This is a genomic window from Ensifer sp. NM-2 (assembly GCF_003024455.1).
GTDB classification, from domain to species: Bacteria; Pseudomonadota; Alphaproteobacteria; order Rhizobiales; family Rhizobiaceae; genus Ensifer; species Ensifer canadensis.
The window spans coordinates 256,957-274,976 of the sequence record NZ_PVZR01000009.1; the positions used below are offsets into that span (position 1 = coordinate 256,957).

The 18,020-nt window shown below is 62.3% G+C and carries 19 protein-coding genes; 7 read left to right on the forward strand and 12 right to left on the reverse strand.

Annotation, left to right across the window (positions count from 1 at the left end; translation table 11 throughout):
* Window positions 1–125 precede the first annotated feature (125 nt).
* Entirely contained in the window at window positions 126–2,198 is a 2,073-nt protein-coding gene (locus tag C6558_RS19795) for an ASKHA domain-containing protein (RefSeq protein WP_025427411.1), read from the forward strand.
* A gap of 54 nt (window positions 2,199–2,252) precedes the next feature.
* Here C6558_RS19795 and C6558_RS19800 read toward each other — a convergent pair whose 3' ends face one another.
* The 5 genes from C6558_RS19800 to C6558_RS19820 all read right to left on the reverse strand — a co-directional run bounded on the left by C6558_RS19800 (window position 2,253) and on the right by C6558_RS19820 (window position 5,518).
* On the reverse strand, window positions 2,253–2,615 hold the full coding sequence (locus tag C6558_RS19800) for a hypothetical protein (RefSeq protein ID WP_234907740.1): 363 nt from the start codon (window positions 2,613–2,615) through the stop codon (window positions 2,253–2,255).
* A gap of 246 nt (window positions 2,616–2,861) precedes the next feature.
* Window positions 2,862–3,329, reverse strand: coding sequence for an SRPBCC family protein (locus C6558_RS19805; RefSeq protein ID WP_025427413.1), 468 nt, complete (start codon window positions 3,327–3,329; stop codon window positions 2,862–2,864).
* Window positions 3,330–3,381: 52 nt separating this feature from the next.
* The gene (locus C6558_RS19810) at window positions 3,382–3,693 is read right to left on the reverse strand and encodes a helix-turn-helix transcriptional regulator (RefSeq protein ID WP_084815268.1); all 312 of its coding nucleotides are present in this window, start codon (window positions 3,691–3,693) and stop codon (window positions 3,382–3,384) included.
* A gap of 185 nt (window positions 3,694–3,878) precedes the next feature.
* Window positions 3,879–4,532 (reverse strand): VIT1/CCC1 transporter family protein, encoded by a 654-nt coding sequence (locus tag C6558_RS19815; RefSeq protein WP_025427415.1) that lies wholly within the window; start codon window positions 4,530–4,532, stop codon window positions 3,879–3,881.
* Between the two features lie 62 nt (window positions 4,533–4,594).
* Complete coding sequence (locus C6558_RS19820; protein WP_025427416.1) at window positions 4,595–5,518, reverse strand: LysR family transcriptional regulator; 924 nt, start codon at window positions 5,516–5,518, stop codon at window positions 4,595–4,597.
* 114 nt (window positions 5,519–5,632) lie between these two features.
* On the opposite strand from C6558_RS19820, the gene C6558_RS19825 reads away from it, so the two are divergent.
* The 4 genes from C6558_RS19825 to C6558_RS19845 all read left to right on the forward strand — a co-directional run bounded on the left by C6558_RS19825 (window position 5,633) and on the right by C6558_RS19845 (window position 8,821).
* Complete coding sequence (locus C6558_RS19825; protein ID WP_025427417.1) at window positions 5,633–5,953, forward strand: hypothetical protein; 321 nt, start codon at window positions 5,633–5,635, stop codon at window positions 5,951–5,953.
* Between the two features lie 97 nt (window positions 5,954–6,050).
* On the forward strand, window positions 6,051–6,254 hold the full coding sequence (locus C6558_RS19830) for a hypothetical protein (RefSeq protein WP_025427418.1): 204 nt from the start codon (window positions 6,051–6,053) through the stop codon (window positions 6,252–6,254).
* 455 nt (window positions 6,255–6,709) lie between these two features.
* A complete protein-coding gene (locus C6558_RS19840) occupies window positions 6,710–7,714 on the forward strand; it encodes a GlxA family transcriptional regulator (RefSeq protein WP_057210910.1) in 1,005 nt (334 codons plus the stop codon).
* A 507-nt stretch (window positions 7,715–8,221) separates the two neighbouring features.
* Complete coding sequence (locus tag C6558_RS19845; protein ID WP_025427422.1) at window positions 8,222–8,821, forward strand: YdeI family protein; 600 nt, start codon at window positions 8,222–8,224, stop codon at window positions 8,819–8,821.
* A 56-nt stretch (window positions 8,822–8,877) separates the two neighbouring features.
* On the opposite strand, the gene C6558_RS19850 is transcribed toward C6558_RS19845, so the two are convergent.
* The 4 genes from C6558_RS19850 to C6558_RS19865 all read right to left on the reverse strand — a co-directional run bounded on the left by C6558_RS19850 (window position 8,878) and on the right by C6558_RS19865 (window position 13,388).
* Window positions 8,878–9,360: a VOC family protein gene (locus C6558_RS19850; RefSeq protein WP_025427423.1), complete on the reverse strand. Its 483-nt coding sequence runs from the start codon at window positions 9,358–9,360 to the stop codon at window positions 8,878–8,880.
* A 172-nt stretch (window positions 9,361–9,532) separates the two neighbouring features.
* The gene (locus C6558_RS19855) at window positions 9,533–10,825 is read right to left on the reverse strand and encodes a diguanylate cyclase (protein ID WP_244445410.1); all 1,293 of its coding nucleotides are present in this window, start codon (window positions 10,823–10,825) and stop codon (window positions 9,533–9,535) included.
* Between the two features lie 519 nt (window positions 10,826–11,344).
* The gene (locus C6558_RS19860; protein ID WP_025427426.1) at window positions 11,345–12,178 is read right to left on the reverse strand and encodes a response regulator; all 834 of its coding nucleotides are present in this window, start codon (window positions 12,176–12,178) and stop codon (window positions 11,345–11,347) included.
* A gap of 142 nt (window positions 12,179–12,320) precedes the next feature.
* A complete protein-coding gene (locus C6558_RS19865; protein ID WP_057210912.1) occupies window positions 12,321–13,388 on the reverse strand; it encodes a cyclic nucleotide-gated ion channel in 1,068 nt (355 codons plus the stop codon).
* Window positions 13,389–13,599: 211 nt separating this feature from the next.
* Between C6558_RS19865 and C6558_RS19870 the strand changes: the two genes are divergently transcribed.
* Window positions 13,600–15,009 (forward strand): adenylate/guanylate cyclase domain-containing protein, encoded by a 1,410-nt coding sequence (locus C6558_RS19870; RefSeq protein WP_025427428.1) that lies wholly within the window; start codon window positions 13,600–13,602, stop codon window positions 15,007–15,009.
* Between the two features lie 32 nt (window positions 15,010–15,041).
* Here C6558_RS19870 and C6558_RS19875 read toward each other — a convergent pair whose 3' ends face one another.
* The 3 genes from C6558_RS19875 to C6558_RS19885 all read right to left on the reverse strand — a co-directional run bounded on the left by C6558_RS19875 (window position 15,042) and on the right by C6558_RS19885 (window position 17,472).
* Complete coding sequence (locus C6558_RS19875; RefSeq protein ID WP_025427429.1) at window positions 15,042–15,248, reverse strand: hypothetical protein; 207 nt, start codon at window positions 15,246–15,248, stop codon at window positions 15,042–15,044.
* A gap of 325 nt (window positions 15,249–15,573) precedes the next feature.
* Window positions 15,574–16,242, reverse strand: coding sequence for a DUF5074 domain-containing protein (locus tag C6558_RS19880; RefSeq protein ID WP_025427430.1), 669 nt, complete (start codon window positions 16,240–16,242; stop codon window positions 15,574–15,576).
* Window positions 16,243–16,251: 9 nt separating this feature from the next.
* Window positions 16,252–17,472: a hypothetical protein gene (locus C6558_RS19885; protein WP_025427431.1), complete on the reverse strand. Its 1,221-nt coding sequence runs from the start codon at window positions 17,470–17,472 to the stop codon at window positions 16,252–16,254.
* Window positions 17,473–17,579: 107 nt separating this feature from the next.
* On the opposite strand from C6558_RS19885, the gene C6558_RS19890 reads away from it, so the two are divergent.
* The gene (locus tag C6558_RS19890; protein ID WP_025427432.1) at window positions 17,580–17,855 is read left to right on the forward strand and encodes a hypothetical protein; all 276 of its coding nucleotides are present in this window, start codon (window positions 17,580–17,582) and stop codon (window positions 17,853–17,855) included.
* Window positions 17,856–18,020: the final 165 nt, after the last annotated feature.

The following is an 18,020-nucleotide window of genomic DNA, read 5'->3' on the forward strand; positions in this document are numbered from 1 at the left end:
ATGCTCGCAGATCTTTCCATGTCGGGATCTGACAACTATCAGGCAGCATTCCGGTGCAGTCTGAAGACGTTTACCCATGCCTCGGTCCATCGGGCAGAAGCAGGCTTTAGGAAAGACAGAACAGAATGCGCATCGAAGGCACTTCCGAAATCGAGACCAACATGACCGAAGCCGCGCACAAGGATCCCCTCGTTCTGTTCATGCCATCGGGCAAGCGCGGCCGCTTCCCGGTCGGCACGCCGGTTCTCGATGCCGCCCGCTCGCTCGGGGTCTATGTCGAAAGTGTTTGCGGCGGCCGCGCCACCTGCGGGCGCTGTCAGATCGAGGTGCAGGAAGGCAACTTCGCCAAGCACAAGATCGTCTCCTCCAACGACCATATTTCGCCTGTTGGCCCGAAGGAACAGCGCTACGCCTCCGTGCGCGAACTGCCTGACGGTCGCCGGCTTTCCTGTTCCGCCCAGATTCTCGGCGATCTCGTCATCGACGTGCCGCAGGATACCGTCATCAACGCCCAGGTGGTGCGCAAGGCCGCAAGCGACCGGGTGATCGAGCGCAACGCCGCCATCCAGCTTTGCTATGTCGAGGTCGATGAGCCCGACATGCACAAGCCGCTCGGCGATCTCGACCGGCTGAAGGTGATGCTGGAGAAGGACTGGGGCTGGAAGGACCTGCTGATCGCGCCGCACCTGATTCCGCAGGTCCAGGGCATCCTGCGCAAGGGCAATTGGGCCGTGACCGCCGCCATCCACCGCGACATGGACAGTTCACGCCCCTTCATCGTCGGCCTGTGGCCGGGCCTCAAGAACGAGGCCTATGGCGTTGCCTGCGACATCGGCTCGACGACGATCGCCATGCATCTCGTCTCGCTGCTCTCCGGCCGTATCGTCGGCTCCTCGGGCACCTCGAACCCGCAGATCCGCTTCGGCGAGGATCTGATGAGCCGCGTCTCCTATGTGATGATGAATCCCGATGGCCGCGAGGCGATGACCAAGGCGGTGCGCGAGGCGGTCAACGGCCTGATCGGCAAGGTCTGCGCCGAAGGTGAGGTCGACCGCCACGACATCCTCGACATGGTCTTCGTCGGCAACCCGATCATGCACCACCTGTTCCTTGGCATCGACCCGACCGAGCTCGGCCAGGCGCCGTTTGCGCTCGCTGTCTCCGGCGCGCTGCAATATTGGGCGCACGAGATCGACATCGACGTCAACCGCGGCGCCCGGCTCTACATGCTGCCCTGCATCGCCGGCCATGTCGGCGCCGATGCCGCCGGCGCCACGCTGTCGGAAGGCCCTTACCGGCAGGACAAGATGATGCTGCTCGTCGATGTCGGCACCAATGCCGAGATCGTGCTCGGCAACAAGGATCGCGTCGTTGCCGCCTCCTCGCCCACCGGCCCGGCCTTCGAAGGGGCTGAAATCTCCTCCGGCCAGCGTGCCGCACCGGGCGCGATCGAGCGCGTGCGCATTGATCCCGAGACGCTCGAGCCGCGGTTCCGCGTCATCGGCGTCGACAAATGGTCTGATGAGGACGGCTTTGCCGAGGCGGCCGCCGCCGTTGGCGTCACCGGCATCTGCGGCTCGGCGATCATCGAAATCGTCGCGGAGATGTATCTCTCAGGCATCATCTCGCAGGATGGCGTCGTCGATGGCGCGATGGCGGCGAAAAGCCCGCGCATCATCCCGAACGGCCGCACCTTCTCCTACCTGCTGCACGAGGGCCAGCAGCGCATCACCGTGACGCAGAACGATATCCGCGCCATCCAGCTCGCCAAGGCGGCGCTCTATGCCGGCATCAAGCTGCTGATGGAAAAGCTGGATATCGACCATGTCGACACCATCCGCTTTGCCGGGGCCTTCGGTTCCTTCATCGATCCGAAATACGCCATGGTGCTGGGCCTGATCCCGGACTGCGACCTCGACGAGGTGAAGGCCGTCGGCAACGCCGCCGGCACCGGCGCGCTGATGGCGCTCCTGAACCGCGGCCACCGTCGCGAGATCGAGCAAACCGTCAGCAAAATCGAGAAGATAGAGACCGCTCTTGAATCAAAATTTCAGGAGCATTTCATCAACGCGATGGCAATGCCGAACAAGGTCGACGCCTTCCCGAAACTGTCTGCAGTCGTCACCCTGCCGGAGCGCAAGGTGGCGGCAGATGATGGCGAGGGCGGCGGCAGACGGCGGAGGCGTAGCCGGGAGTAGGGCCGAAAAGAAGCAAGCGGACACACTGCGCCCTTTAGAATGGTCTTCAGCGCATCAACGTATGACGTCCATCAGCGTCCTGCGCAGCGGCCCGCCGCGTTCGTCATGAACCACGAGGGAGACCGTCTCGAACAGAACGTCGATCGTGACGTCGTGGAAGGATATGATCCAAAATCGTGGACTGAGGACTTCCCACCGGGCTGTTTCCTCGCCACCAGAGACTTCATTGAACGCCCACGGAAGGACCGGGTATCTGCATCCTGGCAGGCCATCGACATTCATCGGCGTGACTCGGAAATCGATAACGTCACCGAACCTCAGGACCACGTTGCCACCGCCAACCGGGGGCGAGGTCTCGTAGCAAACCAGGGCGTCAATGCCGTCATAGAACACTACGGGGTTTGCGACTGATCCCAATTCGGGAAAAGCCTCCAATGGCGTTGATACCTGCATAATTGATCGCGCGTTGCTTCGGTTGAACGTCATGGCATGCTTGCGTTCAAGTCACTGCATAGTCAAATGTTTTGGCCCAACGGCAAGTGAGGGCGGTGACAGTGCCAAGCATCCCTCCCCCCGCCTGCGGGGGAAGGTGCCGGCAAGCGGATGAGGGCTGCAACAACGCACCAGGGAGCGCGTTCGAGAAAGGCGGTGACGCTTAGAATCTCACGCGGCCCTCGCCGCAAATGCCCCCAGCAGTCCCGTCCATCCATCTTCTGAATCAAGCGCCACGCGGGCTTCATTCGCCTTCGCACCATAATTGGCGAGATCGCGATGTTCGAGCAGTACGGTGGTGCCGCCATCGACTGCGGGCTCGAAGATGACCTCCACCGCGGTCTCAAACTCCGGATCGAACACCCAGTCGGCATTCAGTTGCCATGCAAGGAGGATGCGCCTCGGCCGCTCGCAGGCAAGCACCCGCCCCCATTCCTTCTCCTCGCCGCCATTGCCGATTTCGTACCAGCGGCCGCCCGCAAACGGCTCGACCACGACGGTCCTCTGTCCGCTTGCCGTCAGGCTATGGCTCTTCAGCCACCATTCGCCCATGCCGGCGACGAAGATGTCGAAGGCGCGCTCCGGCGTCGCGCGGACTGTCACGGTTTTGCGCACAGGGGCAGGCTCGATGTGATGCATTTCACAAACTCCCGTTTGCCTCATGGACCGCACCACAAACCATGCCGATATGTCAGATGGCTTCGTCGCGGTCCGCCACTGCCTTGAAGGCGGCGAGTTGATCACCCCAGAAGCGATCGAGCCATTGCCGCAGCGGACCAAGGCCAGCGGGGTCGATCGAATAGATACGGCGCGCGCCTGAAGGCGTGTCGTGAACAAGGCCCGCCTCTTTCAACACTTTCAGGTGCTGCGATATTGCCGGCTGCGACACCGGCAACGACCGTGCGAGATCGGCAACCGAGCAACGACCGGTACCCAGCCTCTCGAAAATCTGGCGCCGCGTCGGGTCTGCCAACGCCGCAAGCACTCTGCCTTCATAAGTCATTACTTATTATAAGCCTACGCTTATGGAAGGGCAAGCACCGCTTGAGCCCGGCGGCAAGACAGCGGGATTGGCACAATGGAACGGCACAAAGTCATGCTGTTTCATGGCGATAAGCTGCGAACGTGATTCAAAATATCAGCAGCGGGTCGGCGCGCTTCACCATCGGACCGAACGTGCTGCGCCCTCTACCCACCAAGCGCGATCGTCACTGCGACAAGTACGGCACCGATCGCTGCCATGGCGAAGGCCATCGGCCAGGGGCTTCGCCCCATATAGCTGCCGAGCCGTGCTCCGACGATAAAAAGCATGATGAGCGCGATGGCGTTCGAAACGCGCATGGCGACGTCGATCTGCTCGATGAACAGGAAGGGAATGCTCGGCGGCAGCGTCGAGATGACGACGAGCGCGAAGATGGCAAGCGCGGCCTTGAGGTCTCCGCCTGTGACCACGGAATGCTGACCGTTGGACGGCAAGGCCCGTACGCGCAGAAGCAGCGCCTCGATTTCGCTTTGCGCTGACACCAACCTGATATCATCAGGGAGGTTGTCGAGAAAGATCTGGCGGGCGCGATCGAGAGGTTCGCGCTGCAGAGCGTCGACCAGGCCGCGACGTCGCACCCGCTCGACCGCGGTCGTTACCACATGCATGACGCCATCGACGATGCCCCAGGCCAGATTGCAGCCGAAAGCGGCGACAAGCACCGCATTCACTTTCTCGCCGCCACCGACGGCCGCACTCATCGTACCGGTGAAGGACAGCGCCATCAGCAGCCCGAAAATGATCTCCGAGAGGCGATCGATCGGATCCAAAATGCGTCGCGACTGGTCATCTCGCGCCATGGCACGCCTTCCCCTTGCGCCGAGATCAACGCATGACGATCGGGTCGCTTTCGGCCGGTTTGTCAGGCAACCGCTGTTGCAAGCCGCGCCTCTCCCGACTGGATCCTCAGTTCCGCGAATGCGTCGCGAACATGATCTGCGACAGCCAGCACCGGCGCCGGCGCATCGTCGATCACCTGCAAGCCGATGTCGTAATGGCCGAGATCCGGTAGGCCGTCACGCTCGCCGAGCTGCACCATCTCACCCTGGACGAGGTAGCGCGGCAGCGGGGCAATCGCGAGGCCCGCGAGCACGGCGGCACGCTGGCCCGTGGTATAGGCGCTGAGAAAGGCAATGCGGAACCGGCGGCCGGCGCGCGACAGCTTTTCCACCGCATCGGCCCGCCAGACGCAACCGTCCTCCCACATCGACACCGGCAGCGGATCCTTAAGATGCGCATTGCCGCATTTGACGCCGGCCCAGACCAGCTTCTCCTGCATCAGGATCTCGCCGTTCTTCGGCGCGACGTCGGTCAGGCTGTTGAAGATCGCGATGTCGAGACGGTGCTCGTCGACGCGCTTGCGCATGGCGCCGCTCATGCCGATCGAGACGTCGACCGTGACGTTCGGATAGGATTCGGCAAAGCGCTTCAACACTTCCGGCAGAATGCGCTCGCCGACATCCTCGGGCGCGCCGACACGCACGACGCCGTTCATGTCGGGCAGCAGGAAGCGAGACACCGTCTCGTTGTTGAGCGCCAGCAGGCGGCGGGCAAAGCCCAAGAGCATCTCGCCCTTGGGCGTCAGCGACACCGAACGCGCATCGCGCAGGAACAGCGTGCAGCCGAGCTGCTCTTCCAGCTTCTTGATCTGCATCGAGACCGCCGACGGCGTGCGATAGACCGTTTCGGCCGCGGTGGTGAAGTTGCCCGTTTCGGCGATGGCGACGAAGGTTTTCAACACATCCATTTCCAGGAGCGGAAGCGCATGGCGCAGCATCATGTTCATGGCGGCATCCTTGTTCAATAAAACTGACAGAATGGTTCACTTCATTTCGTTTGATTGAACATCAGCAAAGACCGATAGTCAAGTTGCAAGGACGCCAAAGGAAGGAAACCAGTCATGTCCGCGACAACAATGGCCTTCTCTGCCCCGCAGGACATCCGGCACGTGAGCAAGGTGAAGCCCAAGATGAACCGCACTCCGGATCATGCCGTGCAAATGGCAAAGGCCCTGCCTGTGAGACAGGTCAATGCCGACGGCGATCTCGTCCTGTCGTTCCTCTCCCGCGTGCAAACGCTGATCGACGGCATTGCACGAAAACGACAGGCAAAACGCATCGCCCGGAATCGGGTGGAAGCCCACCGCGAATTGGCGAAACTACCCAAGCGGGTCCGCAACGACCTCATCTTCGCCGAGACGCTGATTGATCACCATGTTTGATGGAAAACATCAAACATATTCGTTTGAATGATGATTAGGGTTGCGACATATATAGATCGTGGTCGCGACCTCTGAGGCACTCAGAAGGAGCCATGAAATGTCTACTATCCATCTATCACAGACCTCGGAGCGGGCACCCTCCCTCTCGTCCATCCCGGGTCTCTTCAATCTGCGTGCACGCGCCTGGGCTGCCTGGAAGCGCTATGCCAACGAGCGCGCACTTGAAAACCTGTCCTACGACACGATGAAGGACATCGGCTTCCCATCCGTCGACGACGCGGTGCACAAGACCGAACAATGAATGACCGCCTGACCTGTTCTCGGGGACCCAAGACCCCGAGCGCGAACCGCTGAAGGGCATCGTCGAGAAGGCGATGCCCTTCTTCTTTTGTGGTTTCGCCAGATGCCGTCGGGCGTCGAAACGCCCCAAACCGGCCCTTGCGCGAACTTGTCCGATACCGACACCTGGCCCTTTCACCGCCGGCGCGTCGCAATCGGCAAACACAACCCAAAGGCGTTCTTTCTGAAAATTGCGCATCTCTGGCGTTTCTTGTCAGATTACGTCAACGACGCCGGTAAATCTGTCGCATTCCTTACAAAAGCCGCAAAGCCGGCTCGACAGCGGCTTTCCCGCCCCATGTCGCAATGCGAAATGTCTTTGCGGTCGCTGCTTTCCATGTCAATGTCGCAAACAGACAAGCCGGATGGTATCTTCCAAGCGACGAATATACGGCATCGCCAAGCACGGGAAGCCTCATGAACAAGCCCTTGACCAAAAAGCGTTCTCTCGTCTTCTTCCTGGTACCGAACTTTTCCATGCTGCCGTTTTCGGCCGCCATCGAAACGCTCCGCATCGCCAACCGCATGCTCGGCTACGAGGCCTATACATGGCGCCTCACATCGACCGACGGCGAAAAGGTTCTCTCCTCAAGCGGCATCGCGCTTGAGGTCAACTCGTCTCTCGCCGACGAACGCAAGTTCCTGGGCGGGGAAAACCGTCCGTCGATGGTGCTGGTCTGTTCCGGCATCTATGTCGAGGATTTCAACAACAAGTCGGTCAATGCCTGGCTGCGCGAAGTCTACAACCGCGGCGTCGCCGTCGGCAGCCTCTGTACGGGCGCCCATGTGCTGGCCTCGGCCGGCCTGTTGACGGGCAAGCGCTGCGCCATCCACTGGGAAAACCTGCCCGGCTTCTCCGAGAACTTCCCGCAGGTCGACGTCTATGCCGACCTCTATGAGATCGACAGCAACATCTACACCTGCGCCGGCGGCACCGCCTCGCTCGACATGATGCTGAACCTGATCGACCAGGATTTTGGCGAGAACCTCGTCAACCGCGTCTGCGAACAGGCGCTGACCGACCGCGTGCGCGGCCCTCACGACCGCCAGCGGCTGCCGCTGCGCGCCCGTCTCGGCGTCCAGAACGCCAAGGTGCTGTCGATCATCGAGCTGATGGAAGGCAATCTTGCCGAACCGCTGTCGCTCCTGGAGATCGCCGAGGGCGCCGACCTGTCGCGCCGGCAGATCGAGCGACTATTCCGCCAGGAGATGGGGCGGTCCCCTGCCCGCTACTATCTGGAGATCCGGCTCGACCGCGCTCGACACCTCCTCATCCAGTCGTCGATGCCGGTCGTCGAAGTCGCCGTCGCCTGCGGCTTCGTCTCGGCGTCGCACTTCTCCAAGTGTTATCGCGAACTCTACAACCGCTCGCCGCAGCAGGAGCGCGCCGACCGCAAGCTGACGCTGCAGATGGCGCGATAGGAACTGGTGCGAACACACAAAAAGTGCGGGTCATCCGCCCTTTTTGTTGGCAACAGGCCGTCCCTTCTTAACCTATCCGGCGATGTGAGCCCGCCAGCCGCCAAAACTTCCCTCATTCCTGTGCCTGTCACAGGAATCCAGCCAGCCCAAGTCCTTGGGCTGAAATGCCCCCTAACCCGACAGACGTCGGGTCGCTGGATCCCTGCCACAGGGGCGAGGATGAGGAGAACGGGGTGCAAACCTCGTTGAAGACGGTATCGGTCCGAATTTCAGATGGAACCGTCCGCCCAATTTGCGGTTGCGCTTGCCGCCGCAGCGATACCACAGACCACCTGGCCCGCTTTGTCGCCCCTCATTTCCCGCCATTCTGGAACCCGCTCCACCCACGTTCGCGCTTGCGTCGATCCGCATTTTTCGCTTGAACGGAAAAGGAGAACGCGTGGCCGCGCCGCAGCCGGAACGTGCTGGCACGCCTCCGCCGCTTGAACATCAGGAGCATTTCACCCCATGGCACCCGTGATCATCGATCCGAGCAAGGTCCACGAGTTCGAAGACAAAGAGCGTTTCTATGTCTGGCTCGGCGCCAACCATGCCGGCGAAACCGAGGTCTGGATCAAGATCCACAAGGTAAGCTCCGGCCTCAAATCGATCACGCCGAAGGAGGCGATCGACGTGATCCTGTGCTGGGGCTGGATCGATGGCGTGCGCAAGAGCCACGACGACCAGAGTTACATGCAGCGCTACACCCCGCGCGGCAAGAAAAGCATCTGGAGCCAGATCAACGTCGACAATGTGGCCCGGCTGATCGCCGAAGGCCGGATGACCCCGTATGGGCTGAAAGAGGTCGACAAGGCCAAGGCCGACGGCCGCTGGGATCGCGCCTATGGCAGCGGCAAGGAAATGAAGATCCCCGACGACCTGCAGGCAGCGATCGACGCCGAGCCGCAGGCGCGAGAAATGCTGGCAAAACTCAGCGCGCAGAACCGCTTCGCGCTTGCCTTCCGCACGCACAATATGAAGACCGAGGCCGGCCGCCGGAAAAAGATCGAGACCTTCGTCGAGATGCTGAAGCGCGGCGAGACGATCTACCCGCAGGCGCGGAAATAGCGCAGGCCACACCGTCAACCCTTGTCCATGAGCGCACCTGTTCAGCCGGATCTGGCTCAGGTCCGGGCGTGGAAGGCGCGCTCCAGTTCGGCGATATCGAGCTTGATCATGCCCAGCATGGCCTCGGTCACACGCCGGGCGCGCTCGCGGTCGGTATGGGCAACCATGTCGCCGAGCGCTCTCGGCACGATCTGCCAGCAAAGACCCCAGCGGTCCCGCAGCCAACCGCATTGCTCGGCCTGCCCGCCGTTTTCAAGCAGCGCATTCCACAGGCGATCGATCTCCTCCTGACTGTCGCATTGGATCATGATCGAGAAGGAATGGTTGAACGGGTCCAGCGGTCCGGCTTCGAGCGCGGTGAAGTTCTGGTTTCCCAGGGTGAACTCGATCACCTTGACGCTGCCCGCCGGCCCGCTCGGCGAATCCGCCGGCATCACCGTCGTGCGGACGATCGCCGAATTGGGCACGAGCGAGACGTAGAGTTCGACGGCCCTGAGGGCGTCCTTTTCGAACCAGAGATTTGAGACAACTTTGGTCATATGCGGCTCCTCTTCGCAGGCCCGGATCATGTCCGGCTGCTTGGAAGACGTTTCGCCGATGCCGAAACCGACAATGCTTCGCGATTCATTGCAATCATCGCGGCTAGCGGCACTAGCTCGCCACCATGCAGGAACAGGTCCTTGGCCGGACAGCGTCGCGGATTGCGGCTCGCTACGACGCCAGTGCGTCGAGCAGTGCGAGCTCCGAAATCACCCGGTTTCGCCCGGCGTGCTTGGCCATGTAGAGAAACTGGTCGGCCGCATGCAGGTAGTTCTCGAAGGACTCCGGCGCCTCGATGGTCGCAAGACCGATCGACACTGTAATCGACAGTTCCTCGTCATCCGCAACGATGCGCGATCTCGCAAGCTCGATGCGCAGCTTCTCGCAGAACGTGAAGGCGCGCTGGACGTCGAAGCCGTTGAACAGGATGCCGAACTCCTCGCCGCCGAGGCGGGCAAGCAGGTGTTCGTCGCCGACCAGCGTCGTCAACCGCTTGGCCACATGCTTCAACACGACGTCGCCGATCTCGTGGCCATAGGTGTCGTTGAGGCGTTTGAAGTGGTCGATGTCGAGAATGGCGATGGCCGTGGTCTCGCCGCGGCGCAGGCACTGCTCGACGAGGCGCGGGCCGGTCAGGAAGAAATGGCGGCGATTGTAGATATCGGTGAGATAGTCGCTCGCTGCCTGTCGCTGCAGCGTCTGCAACCGTTTCTGGATGCCGGCGGCATAGGCGATGCGACCGTTGAACTCTGCCTCAAGGAATGGCTTCTGGATGAAGTCCGTCCCGCCGGCCTCAAGGAACCGCGCTCCGATCCGGCGGTCGCCGCTGTCGGAAAGCGCGATCACCGGCAGCGCCTCATCGCCCTGGCGCCGGCGCACCTCGGCAAGCAGCGCTGCCCCAGTCATGTCGGACAAATCAAGATCGGTGACGACGATATCGATCGCCTCGCCGGAATCGAGCACCAGCAGCGCATCGGCGGCGCAAGCGACCTCGCACACCGAAATCCGCTGCCGGCGCAGGATGCCCGCAAGCTCGACCCGCGACGGCGTGTCGGAATCGGCAAGCAGCACCGTCGTCTTGCCATTGGTCAAGGCCCGGTCCACGGCGCCGATCAGGAGATTGATCGATTCCGGCTGGTTCTTGATGACACAATCGAGCGCGCCGCGACCGAGGATCTGGTCGCGCGTGTTGTCGTTGAAGGCCGCGGTGAAGACGACGGCCGGAACGTTGTTGGCGAGGATGAAGTCGAGCGCCTCACAATTGGGCGCGTCGGGAAGATTGAGGTCGAGCACGGCGAGCGAGAAGCTATCCGGCGCTGCGGTCATTTCCTGGCGCAGCGCCTCCAGCGAGGCGCAATGGGTGACACGAATACCATGCACCGTTTCCAGGCCGTATTTCAGCGCGGTGGCAAACATGCGGGAATCTTCGATCAGCAACATGCGCTTGTCGCTGTGCTTCTGCACAGAATTGATCCGACCTGGCGTGCGGCGCAATCTCACGTCCCTGCAAATCCCGATTTCGAGCCGCAGGCGTGCTGTCCCAAAAAGGGCGACGCTGGCTCCCAATATACAATTATACCCGGCACGGATCGCGCCAGACATTTTGTCTTGGCATGACCAGGCGTTACCGGGCTCCCCACTTTTGTTGCGGCCGATTGAAGACGGTCCGGATTGCAATTTCGTTAATGCGGCAACCGTAAGAGGGCTTTTCTCGCGACCCCGGCAATTTTAGGGGTCGCAAGCGCAGGAAAGCGGCAGATGCGCCGGCGTGTGTAGCCGACGGATGAGCGCCACCGCCTCGAAACGGAGGTGGCGGGCGGGATCAAGGCGCCGACAAACGGCGCATCCGGCAGCCAGGTTCGCGGAGTTCGCAGGCGCGTTAAAGCGCGTCGCGATCTTTCAGATTCGCTTGCCGCGCTTCAAGTTCTTGTTTTTACGCATGTCGTTATCGCAAAACCGCAGCACACTTTTGCGCGACATGCTTTAGGCCGGAACTTTCACCTTTTCGCTCAAGGTCTTGATCTTGATCAGCGTGTCGAGGTTCTGGTTGACGCGGCAATAGAACTCTTCGTTGACGAAGGGGCGCACGACGAAATCGTTGCCGCCGGCCTTGAGGAAGCGTGCCGACAAGAGCCGGTTGGTCGAGGACGAGACGCCGATGATGCGCAACTGGTGCGGCCCATAGGTGCCGCGAATGCGCCGCGTCAGCTCGAAGCCGTCGATGTCGGGCATGTTGTAGTCGGTGATGACGAGGCCGATATCCGGATGGTTCTTGAGGATTTCGAGCGCCGTCGCACCGTTTTCTGCCGTGCTGGTGCGGAAATTGTAGCGTTTCAGCTGCGTCGTCAGCAGCGCGCGCGCCGTCGGGCTGTCGTCGACGATGAGCACATGGTGCTTGTGGTTGGTGAGAAACCGGCAAACCGATTCCGCCAGCATGTCGACGGCAAAGACGCTGTCCTTGATGACATAGTCGACGATCTCCTTGGCCAGGATCTTCTCGCGCGTACTTTCCTGGAAGGAGCCGGTGAAGACCACGGTCGGCACGCTCATCTCGATGAGATAATTCAGCGCCTCGCCATTCTCGGCACCGGGCAGGTTGATGTTGGAAATGGCCAGCGACGCCGGGAATGTCGCATTTTCGACGGCAAACTGCAGATCGTCATAATCGCGGCAGACGATGACGTCGATGTCGAACAGCTCTTTCAGCCGCTTCGAGACCATCGACGAAAACAGATTGGAGTCCTCGGCAAGCACGATGCGGTGCTCAGCAAGAGATTCACCGGAATAGTACATTCCGGAAACGCCGAAAAATGACATTGATCGCCTATAAGAAAGAGTGTCCCCGAAGCCATGCTAGAGGAGAAAGACTTTCCCGGCTGTTAATGAGGTAGCCGTGAAATGCTGCTTGGCGCGCTTGCATTCAGGTCTGCGCATACGACCCAATAGCCCTGCGGGGCCGTCAAGCCTTCGGCGTCGCTCCGCGCCGCTCGAGCGCAGTCTTGCGGATGATGTCCGCGATCTCCGGGTTGCTGCTGGACAGCATCTGGAAATCCTCCGAATACAGCGACAACAGCGAGACCTCGGTCGCCGCGCTGACGGTCGCCGAGCGGGGCTCGCCCGTAATCAGCGCCATCTCGCCGAAGAAGCTGCCAGCGTCTAGCTCCACCGGGTTCGGTGTCGCGATACTGACGCGTCCCTCGACGATGAAGAACATCTGGTCGCCGGCCTCGCCCTTGCGGCATATGACAGCGCCCGCCGGCACGACGCGAGGCCTCAGCGCCCGCACGATCTCGACGAGCGCCGACGAGCCAAGCCTCTGAAACAGTGGCACGGTCGCCACCAACTGCCAATTGCGCACGAAGTCCCGGCGACGGACCTCTTCGTAGAAGCCGGTGGCGAGGATGCCGGCCCAGAGCGCAAAGATGCCGATGCCGCACATCATGACCAGCCCGGCAAGGACGCGGCCGGCGAAGCTTTGCGGAATCTCGTCTCCATAGCCGGTGGTCGACAGCGTCACCACCGCCCACCACATCGCCTGGGGGATGCTGCCGAACGTGTTAGGCTGGACGTCGCGCTCGATGAGATAGGCCGTGAGCGCCGCACCAAAAAGAACGATGCCGAAGATCGAGGTGATGCCGATCAGGTTACGTGCCTGTTTGCTCAGGACGCTGCCCATAAGCCGGAAGAAGGGCGATCCGCGCAGAGGCTTCAGCAGCCAGATGGCACAGTAGAGGGTCTGATCGCGCGTGCCGACAAACAGCACCGCGGCGAAAGGAACCAAGACAGCAAGCACATCGATAGCAATCGCCGGCAGCCTGTCCCAAAAGTCTCTCTCGCGCGCGGCGATCAGCGTCACGATCAGTTGCAGGACATAGATGGCCCAGATGAGAGCAAGCAGGACCTCCAAATTGAGCCTGGTTCGTCCGGTCATGTCCGGCGTCGTGAGTGCAGCGACCGCCACGAGCCCAACCACGGCGAGCAGCCCGCCGAGCGGCGCAGAAATCTTCGAGAACGGCCGTGCCGACATTCAACGCTCCCGCGGCCTACCACCCTCTTAGCATAAGATGCTTCAGGCCAAGCGCAATGGGGCCAACGAGACGACCCTGGAGCAGAGTTGACCTTGGCAAAAGCGTCGACGCGGCGCCGGCTCCCATCGGCTGGTCGAAGAGCCGGCTCAGTTTCTCAGCCCGCCAAGACAAGGCGCTGACCGCGCGCCCATTTCAGTATAAGATACCACCATGAGCGAAACCCAGGCCCTCTTCGACGTCCTGCGCCAGTCGGCGGCACCCGCCTTCGCCGATGCCATCGAGCGGCACGTGCGCGACGCGCCGGACCGCAAGCTCGGCCGCATCAATGCGCTCGCCTTTGCCGCCGAGCACGGGCTGGACGAAGAAAAGACGATCGCCGGTTTCCTGCACGCCTCGCGGCTTGGTCTGTTCGAACTGTCCTGGAATGTGCTCTGCCCCGGCTGCGGCGGGGTGCTCGACGCCAACACCTCGCTGAAAACCGTGCAGAGCGAGGCCTATACCTGCGCGCTTTGCGCAGCCGGCTACGAGCCGACGCTGGACGAGATGATCGAGGTGACGTTTACCGTCAGCCCGCGCGTCCGCCATATCGAGGCCCACAATCCGCACGAGCTTCCAGCCGCCGAATATTTCCGCCAGGTCTACTGGGGCTCCGGTGTCGACCTGCCTGAAGACGATTACGAGGCGAAGGCCGAGGAGTTCATTCTCGAGACTCTCGAACTGCCGCCCGGCGAAAAGGCCGTCATCGCGCTGCAGCTTCCGGCCGAGTTCATCATCATCTTCGAGCCGGTGACACACGCAGCGCAGTTCATCGACGTGTCGGGAGAACCGACGAAGGAAAGGCGCAACCTATCCCTGGTGTTCGATCGCACCCATCGGCATAACGAGACCATCAGCATGCAGCCGGGTCCGCTGCGGATCCAGGTGGAGAACCATGCGGAGGTGCGCACGCTGCCCACGGTCTGCGTCGCCGGCGAAGCGCTGCATGCGCTGCTCGGGCGCCGTCGTCCTTTCCTGACGGCCAAGCGGCTGCTGTCCAACCAGACATTCCGCGACATCTACCGCACCGATACGATCGACGTAGACCAGCGCCTGAAGATCACCAGCATGACATTCCTGTTCACGGACCTTCGCGGCTCGACCGAGCTTTACGAGCGTGTCGGTGATCTCGCCGCCTTCGATCTGGTCAAGACCCATTTCACCGTGCTCAACGAGATCGTTGCCGCCGAAGCCGGCGCCGTGGTCAAGACGATCGGCGACGCCGTCATGGCAACCTTCCCGACGCCCGATCGGGCGATCGCCGCGGCCATGCGGATGCGCGACGCCATGCGCGAGCTCAATCACGAGCGCAGCAGCGAGGACCTGCTGTTGAAGATCGGCATCCATGAAGGCCCCTGCATCGCCGTCAGCCTCAACGAGAGGCAGGACTATTTCGGCCAGACGGTCAACATCGCCTCGCGCGTGCAGCACCTCGCCACCGCCCAGGAGATCTTCGCCACCAGCACGGTGCTGCGCAATCCGGCCGCCGCCGACCTGCTCAGCGAGCGCGGCCTCAACCCGATGACACACAACGTCACGCTGCGCGGCATCACCAACGAGATCAGCATCTTCGCCATACCTTGATCGTGATGTCGGCAAGCGCGTTCAGCGCGCGCTCAGGATCCCAACAACTCCAGGAAATCGAAAAACATCGAGGGCGAGTAGGCGAACAAAACGCCGCTGCCGTAACCGATCAGCCCGTACAGGCTCGCCCCGACCCAGCCGTGGCTTTGCCACCCATAGACAATACCTACAGATGTCGCCGCGCTGATGATGGCAAGGACCCAAACACCGTGAATGAAGGACTGGAACGTCCTAGCCATTCTTGCCTCTTCCAAAGCGCCGCCTATTACTTGGCGCAAACGAACGTCGCGGCCACGAGACGGATTTGCGGGCGCCGATTTTCGTCTCTGCATTGTAGGTAGGTACGCCTGCACGCTTTGACCAGAGGTTCGGCGCGTGAGCGTTGCATCGCTGAAGCCGGCCTGACAATTCGTTGAGCCGGCACCGATTTGAAAAGAGACTTCGGCAACTGATGCAAGACGTTACGGCGTCCTTGTCGCGTCAGCGTAGGCACGCGACGCCGCGACGAGGCGACAAGGCGCTCTGCTATTCCTCACGATGCGCGGGACATAGAGAGAGCGTGGATTATTTGCTTCTGGCGCTGCGGTCGGCGGCCTCCGCCCGCTTCGGCCGGCGGATGGCTCTGACCTTGCCGCTTGCGCCTCCGCCGCAGAAGAAACGGTCGCCGCCATCGGCCTCAAGCCCCGACACGCCCATGCCGGCCGGCATGTCGAGCCGCTCCAGCACCTCGCCCGTTTGCGGATCGATGCGCCTGACATCGCTGTCGTCGCCTTCCCAGGTGCCGTGCCACAGGTCGCCATCGACCCAGGTGACGCCGGTAACGACACGGTTTGACTCGATCGTGCGCAGGATGGCCCCCGTCTCGGGATCGATCTGATGGATTTTTCGCCCCCGATGCTGGCCCACCCACAGCGTACCTTCCGCCCATGCAAGGCCGGAGTCGCCACCGTTGCCCGGCGCCGGGATCGTCGAAAGTACGCGGCCGGTCTTCGGATCGATCTTCTGGATGCAATCCTCGGCGATCTGGAACAGGTGCTCCCCGTCGAAGGCCGTGCCCGCATGGGCGGCGACATCGATGGAACGCACCGTCTCACCGCTCTCGGGGTCGAGCGCATTCAATTTGTCGCCGGTGGCAAACCAGACGTGATGGCCGTCGAACGTCACGCCATGCACCTGCTCGGCACCGGGAAAGGGACCATATTCGCGGAGAATTTCGGCTGAGGCTTTTTTCATGGTTTCATCCTAATCGCTCGGCAGCGGCCCGGGGAGTAACAACACTGTCGGGAAACCCGGCACCGGCGGCGTCATCCATCGGCGTGCACGTCCCCGCCCGATCGGCTGCACCTTGCCAGCCGCGCAAAGCGCGTCAAGCGCCCGCTGCACCGTGCGCGGGCTCGCCCCAAGCGCAATCGCCAGCGCCGAACTCGCCCACGCCTCGCCATCAGCGAGCAAGGCAAGCACCGCGCCGTGCTGTCCCTCGACGGGCGGCGCCAGCACGGCGACCTCGCGAGCGTGCCGCGGCACCAGCACAAAGCCGCGCGCTGTCGCGCTTACCTCGGCCACATCCCGTAGCTCAGCGCGAAGCCGTCCGATTTCGACGCGCAGTCGCGCCCGGTGCGATTCGTCTGCGTGCCTCGCCCGGAAGGCGCGGGCGAGAAGCGCGCTCCTCGAAGCATCCCCCGGCCAGGCTTCAGCCAGCGTCCTGGCAAGCGCAAAGAGAACCGGGCGCGTCGAGAGTGATGCTAACCTATCACCTGCCCGCACGACATGCCGGCATGCATCGATGACCAGCGCGCCGGATGCCAGCAGCGCCGCGACCTCTTCGAGCAGCAACGCCCTCTCCTCGCCACGGGCGATCAGGCGCGCAGCCGGCTTGGAGAGCGCTAAAAAGGCGCCGTCGACTTCGGCGGTCAATGCCGGGATACCGGCTTCACGCGCCGCCTCGCGCGCCAGCGCCAGCTGAGCGCGCGCCGTCTTCGTCTGCAGGCGCCTGACGGCGATGCCGGCGACGATGAGAGCGTTGGCGGCGCGTGATGCGGGCGGCAGCGGCATCGGGTCGAAGCCGTCAAGCGCCTGCTCGGCTTCATCGAGGCGGCCGATCAGGACGAGACGTCGGACCTGGAGATTGCGCGCATGGGCGGCGTTGACGCGGTCGCCATGGGCCTCGAGCACAGCCCGCGCCGTCTCAAGCGCCTTCTCCGGCCAGCCAAGGTCGCGTGAAACCAGCGCAATCTCGGCGTCAGCCACGACACATCGCGCCCGTGCCACCGCTTCCCTTGGGCCGAATGCACGCGCGGCACTTTTCAGCAGGGCTTTTGCGCGTGGGAAGTCGCCGAGCTGCGCCATCGCGATCCCGCGCAGCGCCAGCGCCGGCGCGTCGTCGCGCAGTGCGACGCGTTTCAGCGCGCCGAGCGGATCGCCCGCCGCCAGCGCCCGCGCCGCAGCCGTGATCAGCGAGTCCATCGCAATCCCGTCAAACTTGTAACTCCCGCACTCTCAGCTTCGGACGCTAACTGTATTCGCAGACCCGCAACGACCTGCGCAACCGCCGAACAAATGGATAGCCGAAAATGTCGACGCACAGAACCGGAACGATTGAAGGGTCGCGAAGGGCGATAGCTCGTGGCGCGGCCGATCGGCTCCCTCTCCTCGCCAGTCCGACCTTTGCGTTCATGGCGCTTTTGACCGGCGTTCTGAGCATCGGCGAGCCGGACATGCTCTGCACGACCTCAGCCGCGTCCCCGCTGACGGGAATGGTGGCGATGTACGGGCTGATGAGCGCCTTCCATTCCGGGCCGTGGCTGCGGCTGCTCTCCGGACGGCGAAACTCTACCCATCGGCCGTGAGCCCCGATCGTTGCCACCAGACAAACATCTCAACACCAAGGAGGTGGCATGAAAGCAGCCGCGTCCCAGGAGAGAACGGACCATTGAGATGCAGGTGATGATCGAGGGACAGTCACGCTTCCGGCCTTTCGGCTTACCTTATTGGGGTTTCGAAGATCTCAACAA